Origin of the sequence: Dyadobacter fanqingshengii, from assembly GCF_023822005.2 — a bacterium.
GTDB lineage: Bacteria > Bacteroidota > Bacteroidia > Cytophagales > Spirosomataceae > Dyadobacter > Dyadobacter fanqingshengii.
Map to the genome: position 1 here is coordinate 2,484,647 of NZ_CP098806.1, position 19,940 is coordinate 2,504,586.

Annotated in this window: 18 protein-coding genes; 4 read left to right on the forward strand and 14 right to left on the reverse strand. The window is 46.2% G+C overall.

Annotated features, from left to right (window positions below; genetic code table 11):
* Nucleotides 1-275: 275 nt before the first annotated feature.
* Nucleotides 276-704, reverse strand: coding sequence for a hypothetical protein (locus NFI81_RS10340; protein WP_234612523.1), 429 nt, complete (start codon nt 702-704; stop codon nt 276-278).
* A gap of 225 nt (nt 705-929) precedes the next feature.
* On the opposite strand from NFI81_RS10340, the gene NFI81_RS10345 reads away from it, so the two are divergent.
* Both NFI81_RS10345 and NFI81_RS10350 read left to right on the forward strand, forming a co-directional pair.
* Nucleotides 930-1,790 carry a helix-turn-helix domain-containing protein gene (locus NFI81_RS10345; protein WP_234612522.1) on the forward strand — a complete coding sequence of 287 codons (861 nt, stop codon included), beginning with the start codon at nt 930-932 and terminating at the stop codon, nt 1,788-1,790.
* A 99-nt stretch (nt 1,791-1,889) separates the two neighbouring features.
* Nucleotides 1,890-2,990: a medium chain dehydrogenase/reductase family protein gene (locus NFI81_RS10350; RefSeq protein WP_234612521.1), complete on the forward strand. Its 1,101-nt coding sequence runs from the start codon at nt 1,890-1,892 to the stop codon at nt 2,988-2,990.
* 12 nt (nt 2,991-3,002) lie between these two features.
* On the opposite strand, the gene NFI81_RS10355 is transcribed toward NFI81_RS10350, so the two are convergent.
* Nucleotides 3,003-4,007: an OmpA family protein gene (locus tag NFI81_RS10355; protein WP_234612520.1), complete on the reverse strand. Its 1,005-nt coding sequence runs from the start codon at nt 4,005-4,007 to the stop codon at nt 3,003-3,005.
* A 283-nt stretch (nt 4,008-4,290) separates the two neighbouring features.
* On the opposite strand from NFI81_RS10355, the gene NFI81_RS10360 reads away from it, so the two are divergent.
* The gene (locus tag NFI81_RS10360; RefSeq protein ID WP_234612519.1) at nt 4,291-4,791 is read left to right on the forward strand and encodes a hypothetical protein; all 501 of its coding nucleotides are present in this window, start codon (nt 4,291-4,293) and stop codon (nt 4,789-4,791) included.
* A gap of 6 nt (nt 4,792-4,797) precedes the next feature.
* Here the strand turns inward: NFI81_RS10360 and NFI81_RS10365 are convergent, their stop codons facing one another.
* The 10 genes from NFI81_RS10365 to NFI81_RS10410 all read right to left on the reverse strand — a co-directional run bounded on the left by NFI81_RS10365 (nt 4,798) and on the right by NFI81_RS10410 (nt 14,838).
* Nucleotides 4,798-5,190 carry a response regulator gene (locus NFI81_RS10365; protein WP_234612518.1) on the reverse strand — a complete coding sequence of 131 codons (393 nt, stop codon included), beginning with the start codon at nt 5,188-5,190 and terminating at the stop codon, nt 4,798-4,800.
* Nucleotides 5,191-5,201: 11 nt separating this feature from the next.
* Complete coding sequence (locus NFI81_RS10370) at nt 5,202-7,097, reverse strand: PAS domain-containing sensor histidine kinase (protein WP_234612517.1); 1,896 nt, start codon at nt 7,095-7,097, stop codon at nt 5,202-5,204.
* Nucleotides 7,098-7,143: 46 nt separating this feature from the next.
* Nucleotides 7,144-7,731: a hypothetical protein gene (locus NFI81_RS10375; RefSeq protein ID WP_234612516.1), complete on the reverse strand. Its 588-nt coding sequence runs from the start codon at nt 7,729-7,731 to the stop codon at nt 7,144-7,146.
* Nucleotides 7,732-7,877: 146 nt separating this feature from the next.
* Complete coding sequence (locus NFI81_RS10380; RefSeq protein WP_234612514.1) at nt 7,878-9,713, reverse strand: glycoside hydrolase family 2 protein; 1,836 nt, start codon at nt 9,711-9,713, stop codon at nt 7,878-7,880.
* A gap of 12 nt (nt 9,714-9,725) precedes the next feature.
* The gene (locus NFI81_RS10385) at nt 9,726-10,229 is read right to left on the reverse strand and encodes a hypothetical protein (RefSeq protein ID WP_234612513.1); all 504 of its coding nucleotides are present in this window, start codon (nt 10,227-10,229) and stop codon (nt 9,726-9,728) included.
* A gap of 10 nt (nt 10,230-10,239) precedes the next feature.
* Nucleotides 10,240-11,394, reverse strand: a complete 1,155-nt coding sequence (locus NFI81_RS10390; RefSeq protein ID WP_234612512.1) for a zinc-dependent alcohol dehydrogenase — start codon at nt 11,392-11,394, stop codon at nt 10,240-10,242.
* Nucleotides 11,395-11,612: 218 nt separating this feature from the next.
* Entirely contained in the window at nt 11,613-12,233 is a 621-nt protein-coding gene (locus NFI81_RS10395; protein WP_234612511.1) for a pyridoxamine 5'-phosphate oxidase family protein, read from the reverse strand.
* A 36-nt stretch (nt 12,234-12,269) separates the two neighbouring features.
* Nucleotides 12,270-13,253, reverse strand: coding sequence for a type I glyceraldehyde-3-phosphate dehydrogenase (locus NFI81_RS10400; RefSeq protein WP_234612510.1), 984 nt, complete (start codon nt 13,251-13,253; stop codon nt 12,270-12,272).
* 107 nt (nt 13,254-13,360) lie between these two features.
* On the reverse strand, nt 13,361-14,200 hold the full coding sequence (locus NFI81_RS10405; protein ID WP_234612509.1) for an AraC family transcriptional regulator: 840 nt from the start codon (nt 14,198-14,200) through the stop codon (nt 13,361-13,363).
* Nucleotides 14,201-14,373: 173 nt separating this feature from the next.
* On the reverse strand, nt 14,374-14,838 hold the full coding sequence (locus NFI81_RS10410; RefSeq protein WP_234612508.1) for a ferritin-like domain-containing protein: 465 nt from the start codon (nt 14,836-14,838) through the stop codon (nt 14,374-14,376).
* A 236-nt stretch (nt 14,839-15,074) separates the two neighbouring features.
* Between NFI81_RS10410 and NFI81_RS10415 the strand changes: the two genes are divergently transcribed.
* Entirely contained in the window at nt 15,075-16,556 is a 1,482-nt protein-coding gene (locus NFI81_RS10415; RefSeq protein WP_234612507.1) for a glycoside hydrolase family 130 protein, read from the forward strand.
* Here NFI81_RS10415 and NFI81_RS10420 read toward each other — a convergent pair.
* Together NFI81_RS10420 and NFI81_RS10425 are read right to left on the reverse strand one after the other, a co-directional pair.
* Complete coding sequence (locus NFI81_RS10420; protein WP_234612505.1) at nt 16,527-17,555, reverse strand: glycosyltransferase family 4 protein; 1,029 nt, start codon at nt 17,553-17,555, stop codon at nt 16,527-16,529. The two genes, NFI81_RS10415 and NFI81_RS10420, sit on opposite strands and share 30 nt — an antisense overlap.
* Nucleotides 17,552-19,795: a glycosyltransferase family 4 protein gene (locus NFI81_RS10425; protein ID WP_234612504.1), complete on the reverse strand. Its 2,244-nt coding sequence runs from the start codon at nt 19,793-19,795 to the stop codon at nt 17,552-17,554. The genes NFI81_RS10420 and NFI81_RS10425 overlap by 4 nt, the downstream gene beginning before the upstream one ends.
* Between the last annotated feature and the right edge of the window lie 145 nt (nt 19,796-19,940).

Genomic DNA, 19,940 nt, shown 5'->3' on the forward strand with positions numbered 1-19,940 from the left:
TTCTTTTAAACGAAAATCATCCCCCATTCCCAGCTCGTCGCCATAGCGGATAACAGGTGCTTCAAAAAACGACGGGGAGCAGAAGACAATAAAATTCATTTCAAGCCCGAACGACCGGGTTATCAGCAATATCTTTTCAAGACAGAACTCGGGAGCGTTAACAGAATGGTTTGATCTATTTCAAATATCGTAGTTGTCATAGGACAAGACTATGGCAGCTTAAAAAAACAGCTGTCCTAAACGACAGCTGAGAACATTTCCCGGTCTTATACCGATTACAAGTTGGTGAAGCGCAGGGTTTGCCCGTAAACCACTGTTCCATTGTTCAAGATTGCATAGGCACGGTAGTAGTTACTGTTTGTACAAATTTGAGGGCCAACCTTGGTTTTAATTCCTGTTGAAAATGGCATATCGAAGACAATTTTTGGGTAATCTTCGATCGTTGGGTTGTCGTAATTCGGGCCGGAACCACCGCCTAAAGCTGCATTATAGACAATACCGTATTCTGTCACCGGTATGGTACCAATATTGAGCACTTCCAACTCGGTAGTGAATGAGCATTTGCCATGACCTGAATCGTAGAACAAGTCATGTGTACTCAACAACGGAGCTTCACCTGGAAGCTGGTGATCTTGACAAGAATAGCTAAACAAAAACAGCGATAAACAAACTAATCCTGAAACTGAAAGATGCTTTTTCATCATATGAGTGGCTAAGAATGAAAAATTGGTAATACTACAAATTTTACAAATAAATCTTCGTTTTGTAAAATAATCTTAGCTAACGGCGGCTGATATATTTTCCAGAAAAGGGAACACTCATTTAGGTGTTAGTGAAAGACTTGTAACTAATCGTGCTTTCATTATTTTTGAAAAGGCAAACATAGTACACTGGCGAATCTCGGTATTGTTAGAAAACGAAAAGAAGCAATGGAACAAACGGATATAAACGGAGCGCTATTTTTGGTAGAGGCACCTTTGGAAGACGTAATCAATAGCTTCTATCACATGGTGGTTGCGTCAGATGGAGAACCAATCACTAGGCATGTTTGTCCAAATTTGGAAATGATGCTGGTATTTAATTTTGGAATACCTGTACGCATTTCCTTTCACAATAATCCTCTGAACACTGAAATTATAAGGCGTACCGCCGCAATCGGGCCACTCCGACAGATGCTGAACTATGAACTGCTGCCCGGTGCAGACGCTCTGGTTGTTAACTTTAAGTTCAATGGTTTTCAACGTTTGTTTGGTATGCCTTTAACAGGACTGACTGGCGAGGAAGGGACAAATGCAGAGATTTTAACAGATGAGGGCCGTTTTGATCGCCTATGGGAAGAATTAGCAGCCCTACCCACGACAGAACAAAGAGTGAGTTTACTTAAGCAGTCAGCCATAGGCTTACTGAAAGAAAATGATCAGGTATTGCAGACGGTAATCGGTAACCTGGCCCAGTTTTTCAACCCACGTGTTGACCCGGTAAAGGCCATAGCGGCCGATACCCGTCTTTCGGAAAGAAGTATTCAGCTGAAGTTTCAAAAGCATACCGGCTATTCTGTTAAAGAGCTGCTCCGCTTTTTGCGCTTCAAAGAAGTTATTGCTTATATCCTTACCCGGAGCAATCAGAAAATAGCTATTTTCGATCTGATCGCGGAGCATGATTATCATGATCAGAGCCACCTGATTAAAGACTTCCAGTATTTTTTGGGCATGGCGCCTCAGCAGTTTATTAAAAACCTAAACAATGGAAGTTTCTGCGTAGTTACTGATACTTATCCCGCGCAGCCATAACGTACATTAGTCCCGCAGAACCATTTCGTTTTCTTACAATTTCCCCGAAGTCCATCCATATACATTTGTACTGTTCATTTAAATCAAACAGCATCAAAGATGGAATCACTTACAAAAAATGGAAACGGTATTAAGGGTAATATTATAAATCACCAAAATGTTCAGGTTTTAGAACAAACCAGCTTTAATACCACAGAAGTAATCATGCCTGGTATCGTCGAGCCGGAGGGGTTGTTAGTTAAAACCCGTGTATTAAATAATCCTGCTGCCGGGCAGGTAAGTGTAAAGGTGGAAGCCAGCGGTATATGTTTTGCCGAGCAGTCCATGCGCCGTGGCAGGTATTACGAGCAGCCCAAGTTTCCTTTCGTTCCGGGCTATGACCTGGTTGGTACAGTCGTTGCAACCGGCCCGGGCGTTGATCCAACTTTATTGGGCAAACGCGTTGCTGCCTTGACAAAGACCGGCGGCTGGGCAAGCTATGCGCTGCTTTCGGCCAGCGACCTGCTACCTGTTCCTGGGGATATTGATCCTCTCGAAGCTGAAACGTTAATTGTTAACGGTATTACGGCCTGGCAAATGCTCCACAGCAAAGCCCGGATCAAGCGGGGACAAACGATTCTTGTTCACGGTGCTAATGGTGGTGTCGGAACAATTCTGACACAACTGGCACTTTATGCTGGCGTCCGGGTAATTGGAACTGCTTCACCTCGTCACCATGAAGCGTTGCGGGCACAGGGTGTGCAGCCAGTAGATTATAATGACACAGATTTAGCAGGGAGCGTGCTTAAACTTGCACCAGGCGGCGTGGATGCAGTTTTTGACCATTTGGGCGGAGCAAGCTTTGCCAGATCTTTTGGTTTGCTTGCCAAAGGTGGCGTGCTCGTTTGTTATGCAATTGCCTCAGCATTAAAAGACACTGGTAATATTTTTATCCCGTTTCTAAGAGTACTGGTACAATTAGGTTGGTGGAACATCCTGCCTAATGGTCGCAAAGCTTATTTCTACAATATCTGGGAAGGAAAAGGCAGCGAAACTTTTCAAGGACAACTACGAGAAACATTTGGGCAGCTCACCACTTTGCTGGCTAGCGGAGTGCTTAAACCGCAAATTGCTGCCAGGTTTCCTTTGGCGCAAATTACAGCTGCCATGAAATTGGCCGAATCACGGACAGCTTATGGCAAGGTTGTGCTTGTACCCTGAATGAATGAACAGCTAATGTTCGGGATCAACAATTGCAGCTTGCTGTGCTAAATGGATCTCTACCCGGCGGTTCCTGCTTTTGTTCTCTTCTGTATTATTCATTGCAACCGGTGCATTCGAACCTTTCCAACTGATATGAATCTGCCCGGGGCGCACGCCGTGGTTGTTCATGTAAGTTAACACCACCCTAGCGCGATATTCTGAGAGAATAAGATTCAAATTCGCTCTGCCAACATTATCCGTGTGACCTGTAACGCGTGCAGTTAAGTTGTGGCGACGCACTAGAACTGCGCAAACTGAATCCAACAAGACCTTACTGTCTTTTCTTAGAGCATAGCTGCTTTGATCGAAATACAAAGTCTTGGGTTTTAAGATGGCAATGTCGCCCCGTGTTTCAACAGTTTCATATTTTAGAGACAAAAAATTGAATCCCCCGTTTAATACCACCGCTTCCCGTGAGATTTCATTTGCTACTGCCTTTCCTCCAACTTCAAAAAGACCAATTTTAAGTGAATAAGGGCCGGGCAACATATAATCAGCTGCTATGAATCGGTTTTCGACTGAGCTAATTATGGGCCTTGACTCCGGAATATTTCGCTTTGATTCGTCCATAAGAACCACACTTAGATCCACACTATCAGGTGCGTCCACGTTGATAAACAGCTGGCTCTTGGGGAATAATATTTCATCTTCTTTGATGGCCGGGTCCATGCAATTTTTCAGCATCGGGACTTTAATTGCAAATGCGGCATTATCATGATCACTTCTGATTCTATTCACTCCAATCGTTCTCGTTTCAAAGCCGGCAGATTCAAATATCAGATACCGGGTGGAATCCAGTATCTGAACAGCGAACTTTTCTGACTTGTCTGCGCTGATTTTTAGTTCTGTTGTACTAAAAACCAAGGTCATATTACATTTCAAACTCGTTTGGTCAGCGACATTGTAACAGTTTCCTGTAACGCGGATTGAATCCGGGGCCAGTGAAAGCAGAGAAAGTATTAGGGCTGTGAGCATAGCACGTTGACGATCAGTGTAAATATTAGTATAAAAGATCAATCGAAACCATGGCTACTCGCGAGACAATAAGGGAGTTCACATGTCAACCGTTCAGGCAAACGCAATTTGGAAAGTATCAAACAATGCCTACATTTTTGTCAGACCACTAATTACCCGATATTCCTTTTTAAGAAGACATGCATCAAAAGGGGCTTCATAAGAGTAAGGAGAATTAAGTAACCTTTGTTAGCAATCGAATTTACCATAAGCCAGGATTGTCCGCCGGCATTTAAAAGTTGTAATGAACAAACCCATGTGTATGACTACGTATATCAAAGAAAATTTTAGCCAGAAACTTTGCAAGGGCAACGGGCCACAAACCGTCTTTGCTTTGCCGCTTTTTCTTTACCTAATGATCATTACGACATTTATTGCTTGCAAGAATGATAATAAGGAGGAAGTCAAGCCAAATTATTCCGGAAAATATATTGGCATAATTGAAGGAACATTTTTTCCTGATCCTCAGATACCAACTGGCACGTCTTATTCTGAAATGGCTGAATTTATCATTACAGATAATGGAAATGAGTCCTCAATCGCGGGGTTCGACAGTGTACCCGCCAAAATAGAATTTAGTAAAGCAGATGCTGCGGCATTCGGTATTGAAGATGTCAGGAGCAGCGGAGATACGCGCATAAATGGATCAGGAAATTTTAGTGGTGATACATTAAAAATGACTGGAAGCTACATTTTCATAGACCGGTCGCGTCGTCAATATCGATTTGTTGGTATTAAAAGATAGGTAACCTTATATCAGTTCCTGCCCCACCATGTTAAATACCTGATTGACAAAACCATTATATTCGGTAAATACATCAGGCTTGATTAGAAATTCACGCGCCCCCAAGCGCAGGCACCTCTCCCTGGTGGCGTCGATGGAGGAAGTCGACGTGGCGATGACCCTGATCTCGGGCCTTGTTGCATGCATTTCCGTTATAATATCGTATCCGTTTTTTCCGGGCATATTCAAATCAGTGACAATTAGTTGCGGTTGCTGCCTGGGCTTGTTTGCCAGCCATTCCAGCAGTTGGTCGCCATTGCCAAATTCTCCAACGATCTCAAAACCGTTGGAAGCTCCGAATGCCTCTGCCATAAAAAAGCGTTCGTCCTCATCATTTTCAACTATGGCCAGCGTGATCATGTTCTCTTCTTTTATATTGTGGTAGGTTCGTTGGTGGGTATCATTACATGAAAGCTTGTGCCTTGCCCGGGCGATGATTCTGCCCATATTTTTCCATTGTGGCGCTCGACCACTTTTTTACAAATCGCCAGCCCCATACCGGTTCCGGGATATTGGTTCGGAAAATGCAGCTTTTTGAAAACCCCGAATACTTTTTCAAGGTGCTGCTCAGCAATCCCGATCCCGTTATCCGTCACCGCAATACGAACATTACCGCTTTCCGTCCAAGACCTGACCGATACTTCGGGCATTTTTCCGCCCGTGAATTTAAGTGCATTGGCCAGGAGGTTTTGGAAGAGCTGTGCAAGTTGCACCCTGTCACCAACCAAACCCTTGGCAGCGATATCTTTACTTAGCTGAGCGCCGCTTTTTTTAATGGCATCATCCAGATTTAACTCTGCTTCTGTTAAAACATCTTCCAAGTTAAGTTTTTCACGTTTTAACCCTGTTTTGCTTACCTGCGAATATTTCAGCAGGTTATCAATCAGGTCCTGCATCCGCTGGGTGCCGTTGATGCTTTTTGCAACGCTGGCACCGATTTGGTCATACTTTTGCTGTTCGATGTGCTGCTCGATCAGGTATAAGTAACTTTTGACAGACCTGACCGGTTCTTTCAGATCATGGGAGACGATAGCTGTAAACTCTTCCAGCTCCTGGTTGACAGCCGATAATGCATCGTTGGTAGTCGTTAATTCCCGCACAAGTTGGCGGTATTCGTTGGAGCGGTCCTGCAAGCTTTGCTCAGCAAGTTTGCGCTCGGTCAGATCCCGGGTCACTTTTGAGAAGCCTGACAGTACGCGTTCTGCATCATAGACGGCGGTGATGACTATATTGGCCCAAAAGCGGCTGCCATCCTTACGCAAGCGCCAGCCTTCTTCCTCGTATTTCCCGGTAGCCCTGGCGATACGCAGTTCGCGCGCAGGTTTCCCGCTCAGGATGTCTTCCTCTGGGTAAAAAATTGAAAAATACTTGCCTATTACCTCTTCGGCTGTATAGCCCTTTATACGCTTCGCCCCCTCATTCCAGCTGCCAATTCGTCCTTTGGTATCGAGCATAAAAATCCCGTAATCACCTACCTGTTCAACCAGCGACCTGTAACGGGCCTCGCTTTGGCGCAGGATTTCCTCGCTTCGCAGGCGTTCGGTCAAGTCCATTGTCACCTTTGAGAACCCGATAAGTTTATTCTGATCATTGAAAAGAGCGGTCAGCACCACGCTCGCCCAAAACAGCGAGCCGCCTTTCTTAACCCGCCAACCTTCTTCACGGTACGCGCCCATATCTCTGGCAATTTCAAGTTCCCGCTCAGGCTTTTGGTCAATAAGGTCGGTGGCGGTATAGAAAATGGAGAAATGTTTTCCTAACACCTCGCTCTCTGTATAGCCCTGGATCAACCGGCCGCCGTCATTCCACGTGACTATATATCCCTCCGGGTTCAGCATGAAGATCGAGTAATCCTTGACTGCTTCTGCCATCAGCCGGTAACGCTCTTCACTTTTCATTAACTCAATTTGCATTTGCTTCCGTTCGGAAATATCACGCAGCATTACGCAAAAGCCCTCGTGCCCATCCTCATTAAAGATAGGAGCATAGGAGCTTTCACACCAGAACCTGTTGCCGTTTTTGTTTACTTTCCAGCTTTCTACCACCAGTTTCTTATGCAGCAAGGCCTGATCCCGCTCATATTGATATTGGAATAAATCCCCCTCTCCGTTTCCCAATGCGTGAAAAGGCTTTCCTTCGAGGTCACCTTGCTCATAGCCAGTGATTTGGCGGGCGGCCGGGTTACAGGAGACGATTTTTCCAGACGCGTCAAGTACAACCACTCCCTCGCTTAGGTGTTCAAGAATAACATCATTTGTAATAAGCATACGGGAAATTTACAGCATATGAGCACAAAATCAAACATTGGAGCAGTTAAACGAGCATTCCTCTCATATCATCGTTCTCACGCTTTCTTTCTGTAATTGCAGCGTTAATCATATTGTCCAGCTCATTATTGAATGCGGCAAGTTCGCTTTTCAGGGATTCGTAACACAATTGCAGGCTCGTTATATAATTCTGATGGGCAGCCAAGGCTTTTTTCGGGTGCTTTTCATACTCCAAATATTCAATTGTGATCTGCTGATGAACGGGGTCGACGTACCATTCGCCTATCGGTTCCGGCACGTCTATGGGCGGACAGCAGCCAAGTAAGTACAATTGTCCCTGAGCAGGATATTGGAAAATCAGGACCGTAACACGGAATTTGGAATTGCTTTTATGGCCCGGCTGGAAAACCGAAGCGGGATATATGCGTTCAGCCAGCACCTGATGCCCTTTCTTGAAATCAATGTCCGGTAAATGAAGTTGAAGCGGCTGTTTTAATGCTTCAATGTGCGATTGGATTTGTTCGGAATCAAAGTAGCGCTCCGGCCACTGTCTTAGCTGGTCAAAAATTTCCCTTCGCGTTTTAAGAAAAATTGCGTCAAGGTTGTATTGAGAAAATAGCTTTATTTTCTGCATAGGGAAATTATTTTTGGTCGTCACCCAGACGAATTTTTGTTCAAATCTCCATTGACGTATATATACCCTAATCTATAAAATGCATGCCAGACATGACTCCTAAGTCGGCTCGCTGGCAGCAAAGTCTTTTTAATATGGGCGAAAAATCAGGTAACCTTTTTTGAAGCCAGCAGTCCGGCTGGTACTTTCAGAGCGCCGGTTTCAAAGTCGATCAATCCGTTACGCTCATTTTCAATGTTGGTCGCCTGGGTGTAGACATCTCCGGCCACGGACCTTTTTGCCAGTTCTTTCTTAAAAAGTGTAATCTGGCTGGCGCGATCGGTGTCATCCACAGGTCCGCCGTAGTTTTCGAAGCCAAAACCACCCCATTCACTCACAACCAGCGGCACTTGCTTGCGGTAGAAATACGGATCGCCTACTACGAGCGGGAAAGCTGCAATGGTGTCCAGATTCCCCTTTGTCAGCTCATCGAGCATCCATTGCCAGTGCGCGAGGTCCGGAGTATACAAATGTGCCGTTAGTAGGTCAGACTTAAGTCTTCCTTCAAAAGAAATATGCTGCCAGCCATCATTATCGACAACCAAAAACTGGGGAAATGCGAGTTGCATGTAATGATACATATTGACAATATACTCACGCGTATCCAGGTTGTGGGCAATGTCCTGCGCGCCCCAGTCTTCATTATACAAACTCCATATAACAACAGATGGATGGGTGCCGATCAAAGCGAGCATACGCAGAAGTTCTGCCTGATGGTTTTCCCGGCTTTTCAGTGTAGACTGATGCGGGCTTGGCACCTCAACCCAAAGCAGCATTCCAATTTTATCGGCAAGCTTGTAAATGCGCGGATCAACACCTGCAATATGGATTCTGACCAGGTTACAGCCCAACTCTTTCATTGCCAGCAAATGCCTTTTGATCTGATCATATGTGGCATTGCCTGGCTGGTAAAGGATGCCGTCCAGATAAATCGGCTTATTATTCAGATACAGGTGGCTGCCTCTTGCCTCAAATTTCCTGAGACCGAATTTTGTCTCGATCTCAGAAATAGCGCCCTGTTCGTTCACGAGCTGCGCCACCAGCTTGTATTGATTTGGATTTTCGGTTGACCATAGCAATGCATCAGGAACATCCAGGACAAGCCGCTGTGATTTCTGTCCGGCTTCGAGCATCAGCGGAAATTCATCCTCGGCCACCAAAGTTTCATTTGCCCTGGCGTCGGGCAGGAAAACAGAGAGCTTTATCTTATACAAACCGGGATCATGAATGCGGGTTGTAAGTGTAAACCTTACGAGGTTATCTTCAATAATACTCACCACGCCAACTCTGGACCGAAGACGGTTTCTCTCTACATTTTCCAGCCAGATACTGCGCACGGCCCCGGTAAAAGTCTGGTACCAAATGCCGCCCCGCTTGTAAACGTGCGATTCCTGCTTGCCACGGGGAATATCCGCGTCCATGCTGCTTGCAACACGCACCGTCAGCCGGTTTATCGGCCGCAGTTTTTCCAGTTCATACGAAAACGAAGTGTATTCTCCGATATGGATCCGCTCACCTTCAATGGTTGTTAGGGGACTACCATTGAGCCAAACCTGGGTTTCGTATCCGCAGGCTCCGAAGGTAAGCTGTGGAATGGTGTCGCTTTCTTCAACAGAAGACGCGTATTCTGGCCGCTTGAATTCTCTTTCATACCAAACTACGATCTTGTCCTTCCAGGAAGAACCTTCCTGCTGAGACGCTGCCAGATGCTGCTCTACACTTCCGGGCCAATTCGCGGTTTGAGAAAATGTGTGCTGGACAAACCAGTTTTCAGCAACTCCCCTGTCATTAGGATCAACGGCAAATTTCCATTCTCCGTCGAGCAACAAATATTCGTTAGGCCTGATAACAGCCCTGGGCAGATCGTCCTGAAAAGTTTCCTTTTCCAAAGCTAAAGGCGCTTCCCGGCTCTTGGATGACCCGTAATTGGTATGATTTCGCATGCATTTTAATGATTAATATTCATCTTCCTCACCCTTTTTGTTCCGCTTGCAGATCATCACGATCGCGGCGGTTATGGCCAGACCAACGATCACTTTTTTGGCGAATCCTTTTGGGTTATGCTTTAATTCAGATTTGCCGCCGAGTTCCGAGAAGATATTGGGAAAATGTCCACGCTTGATGTCATCCACCAAACCTTCTACCATATTGACCCGGTCTGCCAACAGCAATGGTAACCAATGCCCGTAGCTTGACTCGCTGAATTTGAATGCATACCTGCGGATCTTTCCACTTAAACCGCTCGGCGGATTAGGTGTTCCAAAAACGGCTGTGATGGTCGGCCTTTCATTGGATGTAAGAATTTCAACATGCGCTGCCTGCTGGGATGGTCTTTCCCAAACCATTCCTTTATTATCGTTTTCATTTCGATTCTTCATTGGATATGAAGGAACATCGAGTGGGTTGGCGTCAATGCCCCACCCATTTATGTCTTTGCGCTCAAAATCTTTGTTTTCCATGATTGTGATATTATTTATTGGCTGATGGTGGGATCAAAATGGTTTTGATGCAATTGTCCAGTTTTGCTGAGAAAATGTGATACGCATCGGACACTTCTTCGAGTGGGACACGGTGGGTTATCATCTCCTTTGGGTTCAACCGACCTTCACGAACATGCTCGATCAATCTGGGTAGAAGTCGTTTAACCGAAGCCTGATTGGCACGGATTGTGATTCCTTTGTTCACTACATTACCAATGGGAACCAGATTATCAGTAGGTCCGTAAACACCAACTATGGATACTACGCCTCCTTTTTTAACTGAATTGATAGCCCAATGCAGAGCAGTGGCCGAACCAGCCTGTAACATAAGCTTCCGGCCTGTAATGGTCTGCATTGCATTTCCCGCTGCTTCACAGCCGACGGCATCAATGCAAACATCTGCTCCTATATAGCCGGTTGTTTTTTTGATAAACAAAACCACATCTTCCAGCGAGCGAAAATTATACGCCTCGCATTGTGCAAACTGCTTCACAAATTCCAGCCGGTATTCAATGTGGTCGATAACGATCACGCGACCGGCACCGAATAACCACGCACTTTTTGCAGCCATAATCCCAACAGGTCCCGCTCCGAAAACCACAACCGTATCACCCGGTTTTATAGCAGCCATTTCAGCAGCCTGATATCCCGTGGGCACAACATCGGTTAACAAAACAGCATCATCATGGTCAATGTCATCGGGAATCACCATAGGGCCAACATCAGCGTAAGGCACCCTCACATATTCGGCCTGCCCTCCGTCAAAACCTCCGGCGGTGTGGGAATAGCCAAAAATCCCTCCTACCGCCGTTGCCTGCGGGTTGGATTCATGGCAGTTTCCGTAAAGGCCCTGCTGGCAAAACACACATTTTCCACAAGCTATATTAAATGGCACCAACACATTGTCCCCTACTTTCAGATTCTGAACGTCGGAGCCAATGTCTTCCACCACACCAATAAATTCATGGCCGAAAGTTGTGCCTACGCGTGTGTCGGGCACCAGTCCATGATATAAATGTAAGTCCGATCCGCAAATGCAGGAACGTGTCACCCGCACGATAGCATCGCCGGGATGCTGTATTTCGGGCATTGGTTTTTGATCTGCCCGGACCCGGTAAGGGCCACGGTAATTCATTGCAAGCATAAGTTTGTTGTTAAGTGGTTTTTTGTCTCAACTTCCATCTTTCCCTTTCGTCAAAGACATTGGAATTACGTGAGGCTACCACGCGTTCCAACAATTGTTCCAAAAGTCCAGATCACTTATCTGCACCCACTTTTCCTACTATTTATACAAGCAATGCGTTAGCGGCCTCTATTATGGGGAAGCAGTTCCCGAAAACGTGAACAATGTTTGAAAGACTGTTAAGCCGTCGAACCTGCCAGCTTACTTTTGAGGACTCGCACTTCCTCTTCCAGCTTCCGGACATACTCATTCTGCTCTTGCAGCATTGGCAGCATTTCCTGTTCCGTATATCTCGGAGTAATGTGCTGCGGACAGTTCCAGTCGTATGCTTTGATATGAAAGATCAACATCCTTTCGGGGCGGAATTTGTAATCTTCCGGTGTGAGGAGGTCATAGAGATCAGGATTATCGCTGATCTCTATGATTTCTGCCTCTGCGTAAACTTTTAATCGCGCCTGCATTGGGTAGGAAAGCAGGATTAGCGATACCCTTGGGTTTTTCGCGATATTCCCGACCGATATATATTGCCGGTTCCCGCTGAAATCTACAATTCCAATGGTTTGGTTATCAATGACTTTGATAAAACCCTGCGGCCCGCCGCGATGCTGGATATACGGGAAGTCGTTTTCCCCGTACGAAGCTATGTAGAAGCTGTCCATCTGGCCGATGAAATTGGCTTCAACGGCGGTCAAACCTTCCCTGAAACTCATTTTTTCCACCCGCTCATAGGTGTTGCGGCTACCCATTCTTTGCTGGATGGCTTTAATTCCGTCGGTAAATGCAAGCTTGGAGTAGTTCATGGCAATCCTGTTTGAGTTAGGGCTTATCCAGTCACATTATAGTGACTGGATTTGTCTGATCATCTGATTGGTAAATCCCCATTCGTTGTCGTACCAGGCCATCACTTTCACCAGGTCGCCATCAACAACCCGCGTCATTTCCAGGTCAACGATCGCTGCGAAAGGACTTTTGGCAATGTCGCTAGAAACGAGTGGCTCGTCCGTTACCGCAACTACTTTTTCATACCGCTCCGTTGCGGCTTCTTCGGTAAGGATGCGGTTGATTTCTTCAATGGTCGTCGGGCGCTCGGCGATAAATGTAATGTCGGAGATAGAACCTACCGGAACCGGCACGCGGACTGCGATCCCATCAAATTTACCTGCATATTGTGGCAATGCTTTGGTGGTGGCAATGGCCGCTCCTGTGGCTGCGGGAGCCAGGTTCATGCCGGCAGCACGGCCCATACGCGGCTCCCTTTTGGATGGTGCATCCACCAGCGTTTGCGAAGCAGTATAAGCGTGGGTTGTGTTCAGAATGGCTTTTTTAATACCCAGCCTGCGTCCCAGTATTTCAATTACCGGGCTGATACTGTTGGTTGTACAGCTCGCGCAGGAGAAAATAGAAACTTTACCTTCTTCGGTATTCACGCCATGCACAATTGTCGGCGTGTCTTTGGTAGGGCCGGAAATGACTACAAATTTCGCCCCGGAGTGAATGTGCTTTTCGGCATCTGCATAATTAGTAAAGAAACCTGTACTTTCTATCACCACATCTACCCCGAGCGATTTCCAGGGCAGGTTCTCAATTTCCCGGATGCTATGATATTTGACCGGTTTCCCGCCAATCACGAGGGTGTCACCTTCAACGCTTACTGTTTTCTCGTATTTTCCGTAATTGCTATCGTATTTAAGGAGGTAGGCAGCGTTTTCAATGCTCATCAAATCATTGACGCCAACCACTTCCAGATCATTGTTTTCGAATATGACTTTCAATGCGGCACGTCCGATGCGGCCAAAACCATTAATTGCTACTTTTTTCATGATGCTGTTTTTAAGTGAAGAAATCCTGTTGATTTCATGCCTTAAAGTTGCAACATTAAAAAATGTGTTTATTAGGCAAAAATTCCCGTTTAGTTGGCAATTTTTCCCTATTGAAGCAGGGGCTGCTCCAATTTCTCCCGATAATGACCCGGAGAGACTCCCTCTTTGCTTTTGAAGAACCGGCTGAAAGTCTGGATATCATCGTAGCCCAGCTCGTACGCAATTTCCTTAATCGACAAGTTGCTGTAATTAATCTGCCGCCTCGCGTGGATCATGATGCGGTCATGGATGATGTTCAATGGTGTGCGAGAGGAAACCAGGGAAAAAAGATTGGATAGTGTTTTAGGAGATTTATTCAGTTGAGAAGCATAAAAAGCCACATCGTGATGCGTAGCAAAATGTTTGTCTACCAAATAGTTGAATTCCCTGACAATTTCGCCCTGGGTTTTGTCGAGTTTGCCAAGGTTGTTGGACTGTCTTAATATTCGTACGGACAGAATGAGCATCCTTTTCAACAGGGCTTGCAGCATATCCTGCTGCAAAATATCGGTTTTGTGCATTTCGGACCAAAAAATTTCCCATGAAAGCTCGAAGTCCCGCACCCGGCTTTCGTCGATTGAAATAATGGGAACACCTGCTGCGCCAAAAAACAGAAAGCCTTTGCTGCCGACTTCATTATCGTGGTTTACAACGCAATAGAAAGGCTGGTTGAACCGGACCATTCTGGCGGATTCGATTTCAATGCTGTCGATCCTGTGAAATTCGGTTAAAAAAATGATCTGGTTTTTGCCGAGCTGGAAAGGCACTTTATCAATGGTAATGTTCATGCGGTCTGCCACATTCCAGATGAATGTCATATCTGTTTCACGCACATTTTGCACAATGTGACTATTGCCTGGATTAAGCTCGTAAAGACTCAGGATTTCATTCGAATTTTCAAAAACCATCTTGCCCGTTTTTTGTCTCAAAAATAGGCCAGAAGATCGAAAATTCAAGAAAACACCCACTTTCTTATCCGGCTCTGTATAACATATAGTTGCAAGCAAAGCAATTCTCTCAAAGTGTAAAACAAAAAAAACCGCCCTTAACAAAGGACGGTTTCAATGAATCTTGCCGCTAATTAAGCTTTGGCAGCATCACGAAGCAATTTGATCTTATCATGTGCAGAATTGATTCCCTGCGCCTGAGTCCTGATCGTGTCAACTGCGTTGTAAGGCAGTTCACTAGAACTCAAAGCATCCTGATAAGCCTTTTTGATAGCATCTTCGCCACGTTCAGCTTCCGAAAGGATGCTTGCACGGTCGCTTCCGCCAAATAACGATTTCACATCGATCCAAGCCCGGTGCAATGTTCCGCTCACGCTGTTGCCAGTTTCTACTTCGTCCACTGAACCAACTGAACCAACAATCGCTGCCAGCTCCTGTCCGTATTTACGGCTTTGCTCTGCATATTCTTGAAAAAGCGCTTTCAGGTCAATATTTTCATCATTGATATCCGCAATCACTTTTTCGAATCCTGCAACGCGGTCATTATTAATTTCGATCAGATCATTTATTACACTTGTTGAACCGTCTGTAGTGGCCATGATAGTTTTTATTTTGTTGAAAAACCTTAACCGTTACGAATACCGTGCCAGAAACCATTCGTGTTTTATAAAATCTGATTTTTTTTGACAAGTCCGGTACATTTTCATATATCGCCTTTTCAGTTTCTTCCTTGAAGGGCTGGTTCGTGCTTATCCCCCACCTTACTGAATGTTATTTCTGATCACATTGTAACAATATGCCAGTTTAATAGCTCATCTTGTTTGAAAAATTAGAAATGTCAATAAATATCATCCGGAAGGAAATTGTCTTCCAGCCCGATTCCAGTCGCGTTATTGCCCGTTTCTTATTCAGCAGCGAGGAAAGGGCGGGGCAGCTGATTACGCTGATCCTTAATTTGACAGAACAGGAACAAAAGCAGGAGCTCAGCAATGTTTTCCGTAAATATGCCAAACGTCACCGGAATATCCTGAGAGTCTTTGAAAGGCACTTTCATCGTCTGCATCACGTATTCAAGGCCCTGAACATTGATCCAGGCGCATTGGACACTACTCAAAAAATGCTGATCGGATCGTATTTCACGATGGAATATTCCATCGAAGCTGCTGCTTTTTTCAATCCGTCCATTGTCGAAGATCCCGATCAGTCCCGTACGGGTTTTGACGAGCGGAGGATTATCCTGAGTTTCAGGGCAACCGGGGAAGGACATATTTCTTCGATTGTATTCCGCTCCGCGATTATCGACCGGAATAACCTGATCACTGTTGAGCCTCCCGGCAGAATGCTGGACTCTCCCGAGCACGTCCGGAATCACGTCTACAACAAACGTTCGTTTCTGGCTAAGCTGGGCGAAATGCAGAATCTCGACAATGCGGCTTTTCCGGTCATTCAAAACAAACTGACTGAGACATTTACATATGAAGAGCTGAAACGTTACGTCGACGAAACCAATAAGTCCATTGAAGTGGATGAGCCAAGTCGTGTTTTTCTCCGGGAAACAATGTGGCTTGCTTTATCACATTATGAAATGGATTTTTCGCTGGACACGGACATTTCGGAGCGGGTTATTTTTCCAATTGCGGATACGGAAAAGCGCGGTATTGAAGACGCGCGTTTTGTTAAATTCCATCAAAAAGACAGCGAGCCTGTTTACTATGCTACTTATACGGCCTATGATGGGATCTCCATTCTTCCCAAGCTGCTGATGACCCGCGATTTTCAGCATTTCCAGGTGCTTCCCATTCACGGAGAAATCGCCCAGAACAAAGGAATGGCTCTTTTTCCAAGAAAAATTAATGGCAAATATGCCATGCTTTGCCGGATCGACGGTGTCAATAATTACATTGCTTTTTCGGATAATATCAGTGTGTGGCGCCAGGCTGAAATGATCCAGTCGCCAAAATATCCTTGGGAATTTGTGCAAATAGGCAATTGCGGGTCGCCGCTGGAAACGGACGCCGGTTGGCTCGTACTGACACATGGCGTGGGCCCCATGCGCGAGTATGTTTTGGGAGCTTCCCTGTTTGAGCTCGACAACCCTCAGCGTGAAATCGGCCGGCTTAGCCAGCCTTTGCTGATCCCAAACCGCAGTGAGCGTGAAGGTTATGTGCCTAATGTAGTCTACTCGTGCGGGGCGCTGATCCACAATGAAAGTCTGATCATTCCTTATGCGATCTCGGATTATGCCTCAACCTACGCGGTGGTTAATCTCAGAGATTTATTAAGAGAACTAACCCATGCTGTTGGCGCCGAGGCCTAAAATGGTTTCATAAACCCGCAGGTAACCATCCACCATTTTCTCTTTTGAAAACATCGACTGTGCCCATTCGGCGCAGTCTTTTCTGTGAATGCTGTTCACCCGCCCGACTGCCCTGACCGCTTCTTCCACGGAATGCACGAGAAATCCGGTATTACCGTCTTGTATTAACTCAGGCATCGATCCACGGTTAAACGCGATCACCGGCGTCCCGCATAGCATCGATTCGGCGACGCTTAATCCAAAAGGTTCATCAAAACTGATCGGATGGAGCATGGCGTAGGCCATGCCGAGCAGTGCACTTCTTTTTTCCGGGCCCACATTTCCGCAATAGAAAACGGTTTTGAAATCAATATGTGGTTTCACTTCCCGTTCATAATAACCTTCGTCCTGGATCAGGCCTGCGATCATGAGTCTTCGTCCGCTTTCTTTTGCGATTTGAATGGCTTCTCTGGCTCCTTTATGCGGGTGTATCCTGCCAAAAAACAAAAGATAATCGTCGGGGATATTCACAAAGTTAAACGCTCCACTGTCAATGCCGTTGTAGACGGTCGCTGCATAATCCAGGCTCGCGTCGCGATCGGCATTGCTGATCGAAACGTAGTGTGTGTGCGCATTGTATTTCTGATAGACCTGCTTGATTTTTTCCGAAGAAAAACCGTGGATTGTTGTTAAAACCGGCGTTTTGATCAATTTGGAATAAGTCAGCGGCAGGAAATCGAAATGGTTATGGATCAGGTCGAATTGCGCGGCTTTTTCCATCACATTACTGATATGCAGGCATTCCGCAACTTTCGGATCAACCTCAGGATCCTCTGCATAAGCCGTATTGCAACTTGCATCCAGTGTTCCGGCTGTGATCGAATCTGCGGTTGCAAATAATGTCACATCAATCCCCCTGGCAACGAGGCCTTCTGCCAGATAGGATGCAACCTGTTCCCATGGGCCGTACTTCCTCGGAGGCGTGCGCCAGGCGATGGATGACAGGATGGCGATTTTCATAAATGCGCCGCTTCCAGCTGCGTCAGCTCTTCAAACGCTTCCAAGACACTCAGGTGCGAGATCAGATAAGCCAATGTGCTCTCCGCTCCCTGGTTACGGTTTACGCCATAGCTTTCCAGGCCATCGCAGCAGCCTTTCGTTTCAAAATCATAAAGACTGATACGCAGATCATTTTCCCCCAGAAACCACATAAAACAGGTATAAAGCTGCTTCACATACGCCTGATCGCCGGTGAGGCGAAATGCCTGGTGGAACATGAGTACCATGGCCAGGGCATCCAGAGGCTGCTGAGCGAACATAGAGCTTTCTCCATCTTTTTGATACCATTTCTCATTGCCAACAATGGACAGGTAACCGTTCTTCAACGTGATCTCTGTGAGAAATTCCATGCTTTCCAATGCGATCTGGTTAACTTTTTCATTGTTTAAAAACTCTGCTGCGTGGAGCAATGCGAGCGGCAAAAATGCATTATCGTAAGCCAGAAGTGACTCGTACCAATGCCAGTTGTCCGTTCGGTTCAGCGCATAGTCGGCCATAAGCCGGTTGGCCAATTGTCGCAACACCTCTATCATCCCTTCGTCCATGGGATTACTTTTCAGATAATGGCAAATTCCCACCATTGTATTCGCAATGCTCCTGATCGATTGAAGCTTGACGAAATTGGGCATGGCATCAAAGAAAATTTCCCTGCCTGTTTGGTAATATGCATCATTTGGTGCATTTCCAAGCAGGTAACCGAGTGACCAGATCGTGCGGCCAAATGAGTCTTCCGAACCCACTTCATCCAGAAAATTCCGGTTGAAGCTCAGGAAGTTCCGGAAAGCGCCGTCCGGGTTCTGCATGTAATTGATATAACTCAGATACGTTGGCGATAGCCGCAGCGCAAGCGGATGCTTGTTCCGTTTATAAGTCATGAGCACCATTAAAAGCGCACGCGCATTGTCATCCAGACAATATCCTTCTTTCAGATTGGGAATGCCGTATTTGGCATGCTGGATAATTCCCGTATCATCTGTAAGTCGCTGAATATGATCGAGCAAAAACGGCGGCAATGCCAGCAGATCGAGGATCGTTTCGCTTTCCACCAGCACGTCGGGCTGTTGGGCGACGATTGTTTCGGCCAGCTGCACGTATTTTTCGCCGGTCTTGGGCCAGGTGATTTCTCTCCCGTAATTAAATGCATTGCTCCGCAAGGTTTTCATCGTCTCCGGATTATCAAGCAGATCCAGGAAAATATCGCTCAGCGCCTGCACATCATTGAAAGGAAATAGCCTGCCGCGATTTTCGGAAAGCAATTCGGCGGCATGCCAGTAAGGGGTCGAGATCACCGCAGACCCGGCGCCAATGGCATAGGACAGCGTCCCACTCGTGATCTGAGCCTCATTTGTATAGGGTGTAATATAAATGTCTGATGCGGAGAGATATTTGAAAAGCTCCGTCTGGTCAATAAACTCATTGAGGAAAATGACGTGTTTTTCAATGCCGAGCTTTTTGACAAGACCCATTAAGAAAATACGGTATTCTTCACCAGAATGCCGGATCACATTCGGGTGCGTTTTTCCTAAAACTATATACACCAGCTGCGGATATCTGGCCACCACAGCAGGCAGCGCCTTCAACACCACTTCAATGCCTTTATTTCTGCCGATAAACCCGAAGGTCAGCAGCACGCGTTTGGCCGAAAGCTTGAATTCCTTCTTAGCGGCTAGCTGGTCAAACTGTATATCAGGAACTCCGTGGGCGATCTGTGCGATCTTTTGTTCGGGCACTCCATATTCTTCCATGAGCATATCCACGGCCGTCTGGCTCATCACGACCACGCGCTGGGCAATTTTGCAAATCTCGATCATGACAGCCCGTTCGTTGTAAGACGGGGTTTTCAAGACAGTATGCAGGGTTACGATCAGCGGAATTTTCAGCCTGTAAAGTAATGGCAGAATGTAAATGCCGTTCTGCCCGCCAAAAATCCCGAATTCGTGCTGTAATACACAAATATCGGCCCCGCTAAGGTTGATGACAGCGGCCGCCTCCAAATAATCCGCCTGTTCTTCCTGGCGAATTGTGTGTTTTACTTTTTTAGGATAATCGTAACGCTGCCCGTTATCGTCGATTGCGACTACCATCACCTTGTTCGGTCCATCCGTCCCTGGTGCGGCAACTACCGAGTCGATGAGATTCTTAGTAAATGTGCCAATTCCGCATTCCCTCGGCGGGAACGTTCCTATAAACGAAATCTTCATAACATGCGGAGTTGATTTCTTCCAAGTTAACCCTATTATCCCGCATTGTTACCCTCCCGAAACAGACAGCATTCACAACAGCTTACGCTTTGGGTGATCATTTGGTTAAAAAAAGGGACGAACGTGTCTGTCCCGGGACAAGCAA

What these genes read in the sequence shown, in the direction of transcription:
- NFI81_RS10340 (WP_234612523.1), bottom strand. Translation starts at nt 704, where the DNA reads ATGATGAAAAAGCATCTTTCAGTTTCAGGATTAGTTTGTTTATCGCTG.
- NFI81_RS10345 (WP_234612522.1), top strand. Translation starts at nt 930, where the DNA reads ATGGAACAAACGGATATAAACGGAGCGCTATTTTTGGTAGAGGCACCT.
- NFI81_RS10350 (WP_234612521.1), top strand. Translation starts at nt 1,890, where the DNA reads ATGGAATCACTTACAAAAAATGGAAACGGTATTAAGGGTAATATTATA.
- NFI81_RS10355 (WP_234612520.1), bottom strand. Translation starts at nt 4,007, where the DNA reads ATGCTCACAGCCCTAATACTTTCTCTGCTTTCACTGGCCCCGGATTCA.
- NFI81_RS10360 (WP_234612519.1), top strand. Translation starts at nt 4,291, where the DNA reads ATGAACAAACCCATGTGTATGACTACGTATATCAAAGAAAATTTTAGC.
- NFI81_RS10365 (WP_234612518.1), bottom strand. Translation starts at nt 5,190, where the DNA reads ATGATCACGCTGGCCATAGTTGAAAATGATGAGGACGAACGCTTTTTT.
- NFI81_RS10370 (WP_234612517.1), bottom strand. Translation starts at nt 7,097, where the DNA reads ATGCTTATTACAAATGATGTTATTCTTGAACACCTAAGCGAGGGAGTG.
- NFI81_RS10375 (WP_234612516.1), bottom strand. Translation starts at nt 7,731, where the DNA reads ATGCAGAAAATAAAGCTATTTTCTCAATACAACCTTGACGCAATTTTT.
- NFI81_RS10380 (WP_234612514.1), bottom strand. Translation starts at nt 9,713, where the DNA reads ATGCGAAATCATACCAATTACGGGTCATCCAAGAGCCGGGAAGCGCCT.
- NFI81_RS10385 (WP_234612513.1), bottom strand. Translation starts at nt 10,229, where the DNA reads ATGGAAAACAAAGATTTTGAGCGCAAAGACATAAATGGGTGGGGCATT.
- NFI81_RS10390 (WP_234612512.1), bottom strand. Translation starts at nt 11,394, where the DNA reads ATGCTTGCAATGAATTACCGTGGCCCTTACCGGGTCCGGGCAGATCAA.
- NFI81_RS10395 (WP_234612511.1), bottom strand. Translation starts at nt 12,233, where the DNA reads ATGAACTACTCCAAGCTTGCATTTACCGACGGAATTAAAGCCATCCAG.
- NFI81_RS10400 (WP_234612510.1), bottom strand. Translation starts at nt 13,253, where the DNA reads ATGAAAAAAGTAGCAATTAATGGTTTTGGCCGCATCGGACGTGCCGCA.
- NFI81_RS10405 (WP_234612509.1), bottom strand. Translation starts at nt 14,200, where the DNA reads ATGGTTTTTGAAAATTCGAATGAAATCCTGAGTCTTTACGAGCTTAAT.
- NFI81_RS10410 (WP_234612508.1), bottom strand. Translation starts at nt 14,838, where the DNA reads ATGGCCACTACAGACGGTTCAACAAGTGTAATAAATGATCTGATCGAA.
- NFI81_RS10415 (WP_234612507.1), top strand. Translation starts at nt 15,075, where the DNA reads ATGTCAATAAATATCATCCGGAAGGAAATTGTCTTCCAGCCCGATTCC.
- NFI81_RS10420 (WP_234612505.1), bottom strand. Translation starts at nt 17,555, where the DNA reads ATGAAAATCGCCATCCTGTCATCCATCGCCTGGCGCACGCCTCCGAGG.
- NFI81_RS10425 (WP_234612504.1), bottom strand. Translation starts at nt 19,795, where the DNA reads ATGAAGATTTCGTTTATAGGAACGTTCCCGCCGAGGGAATGCGGAATT.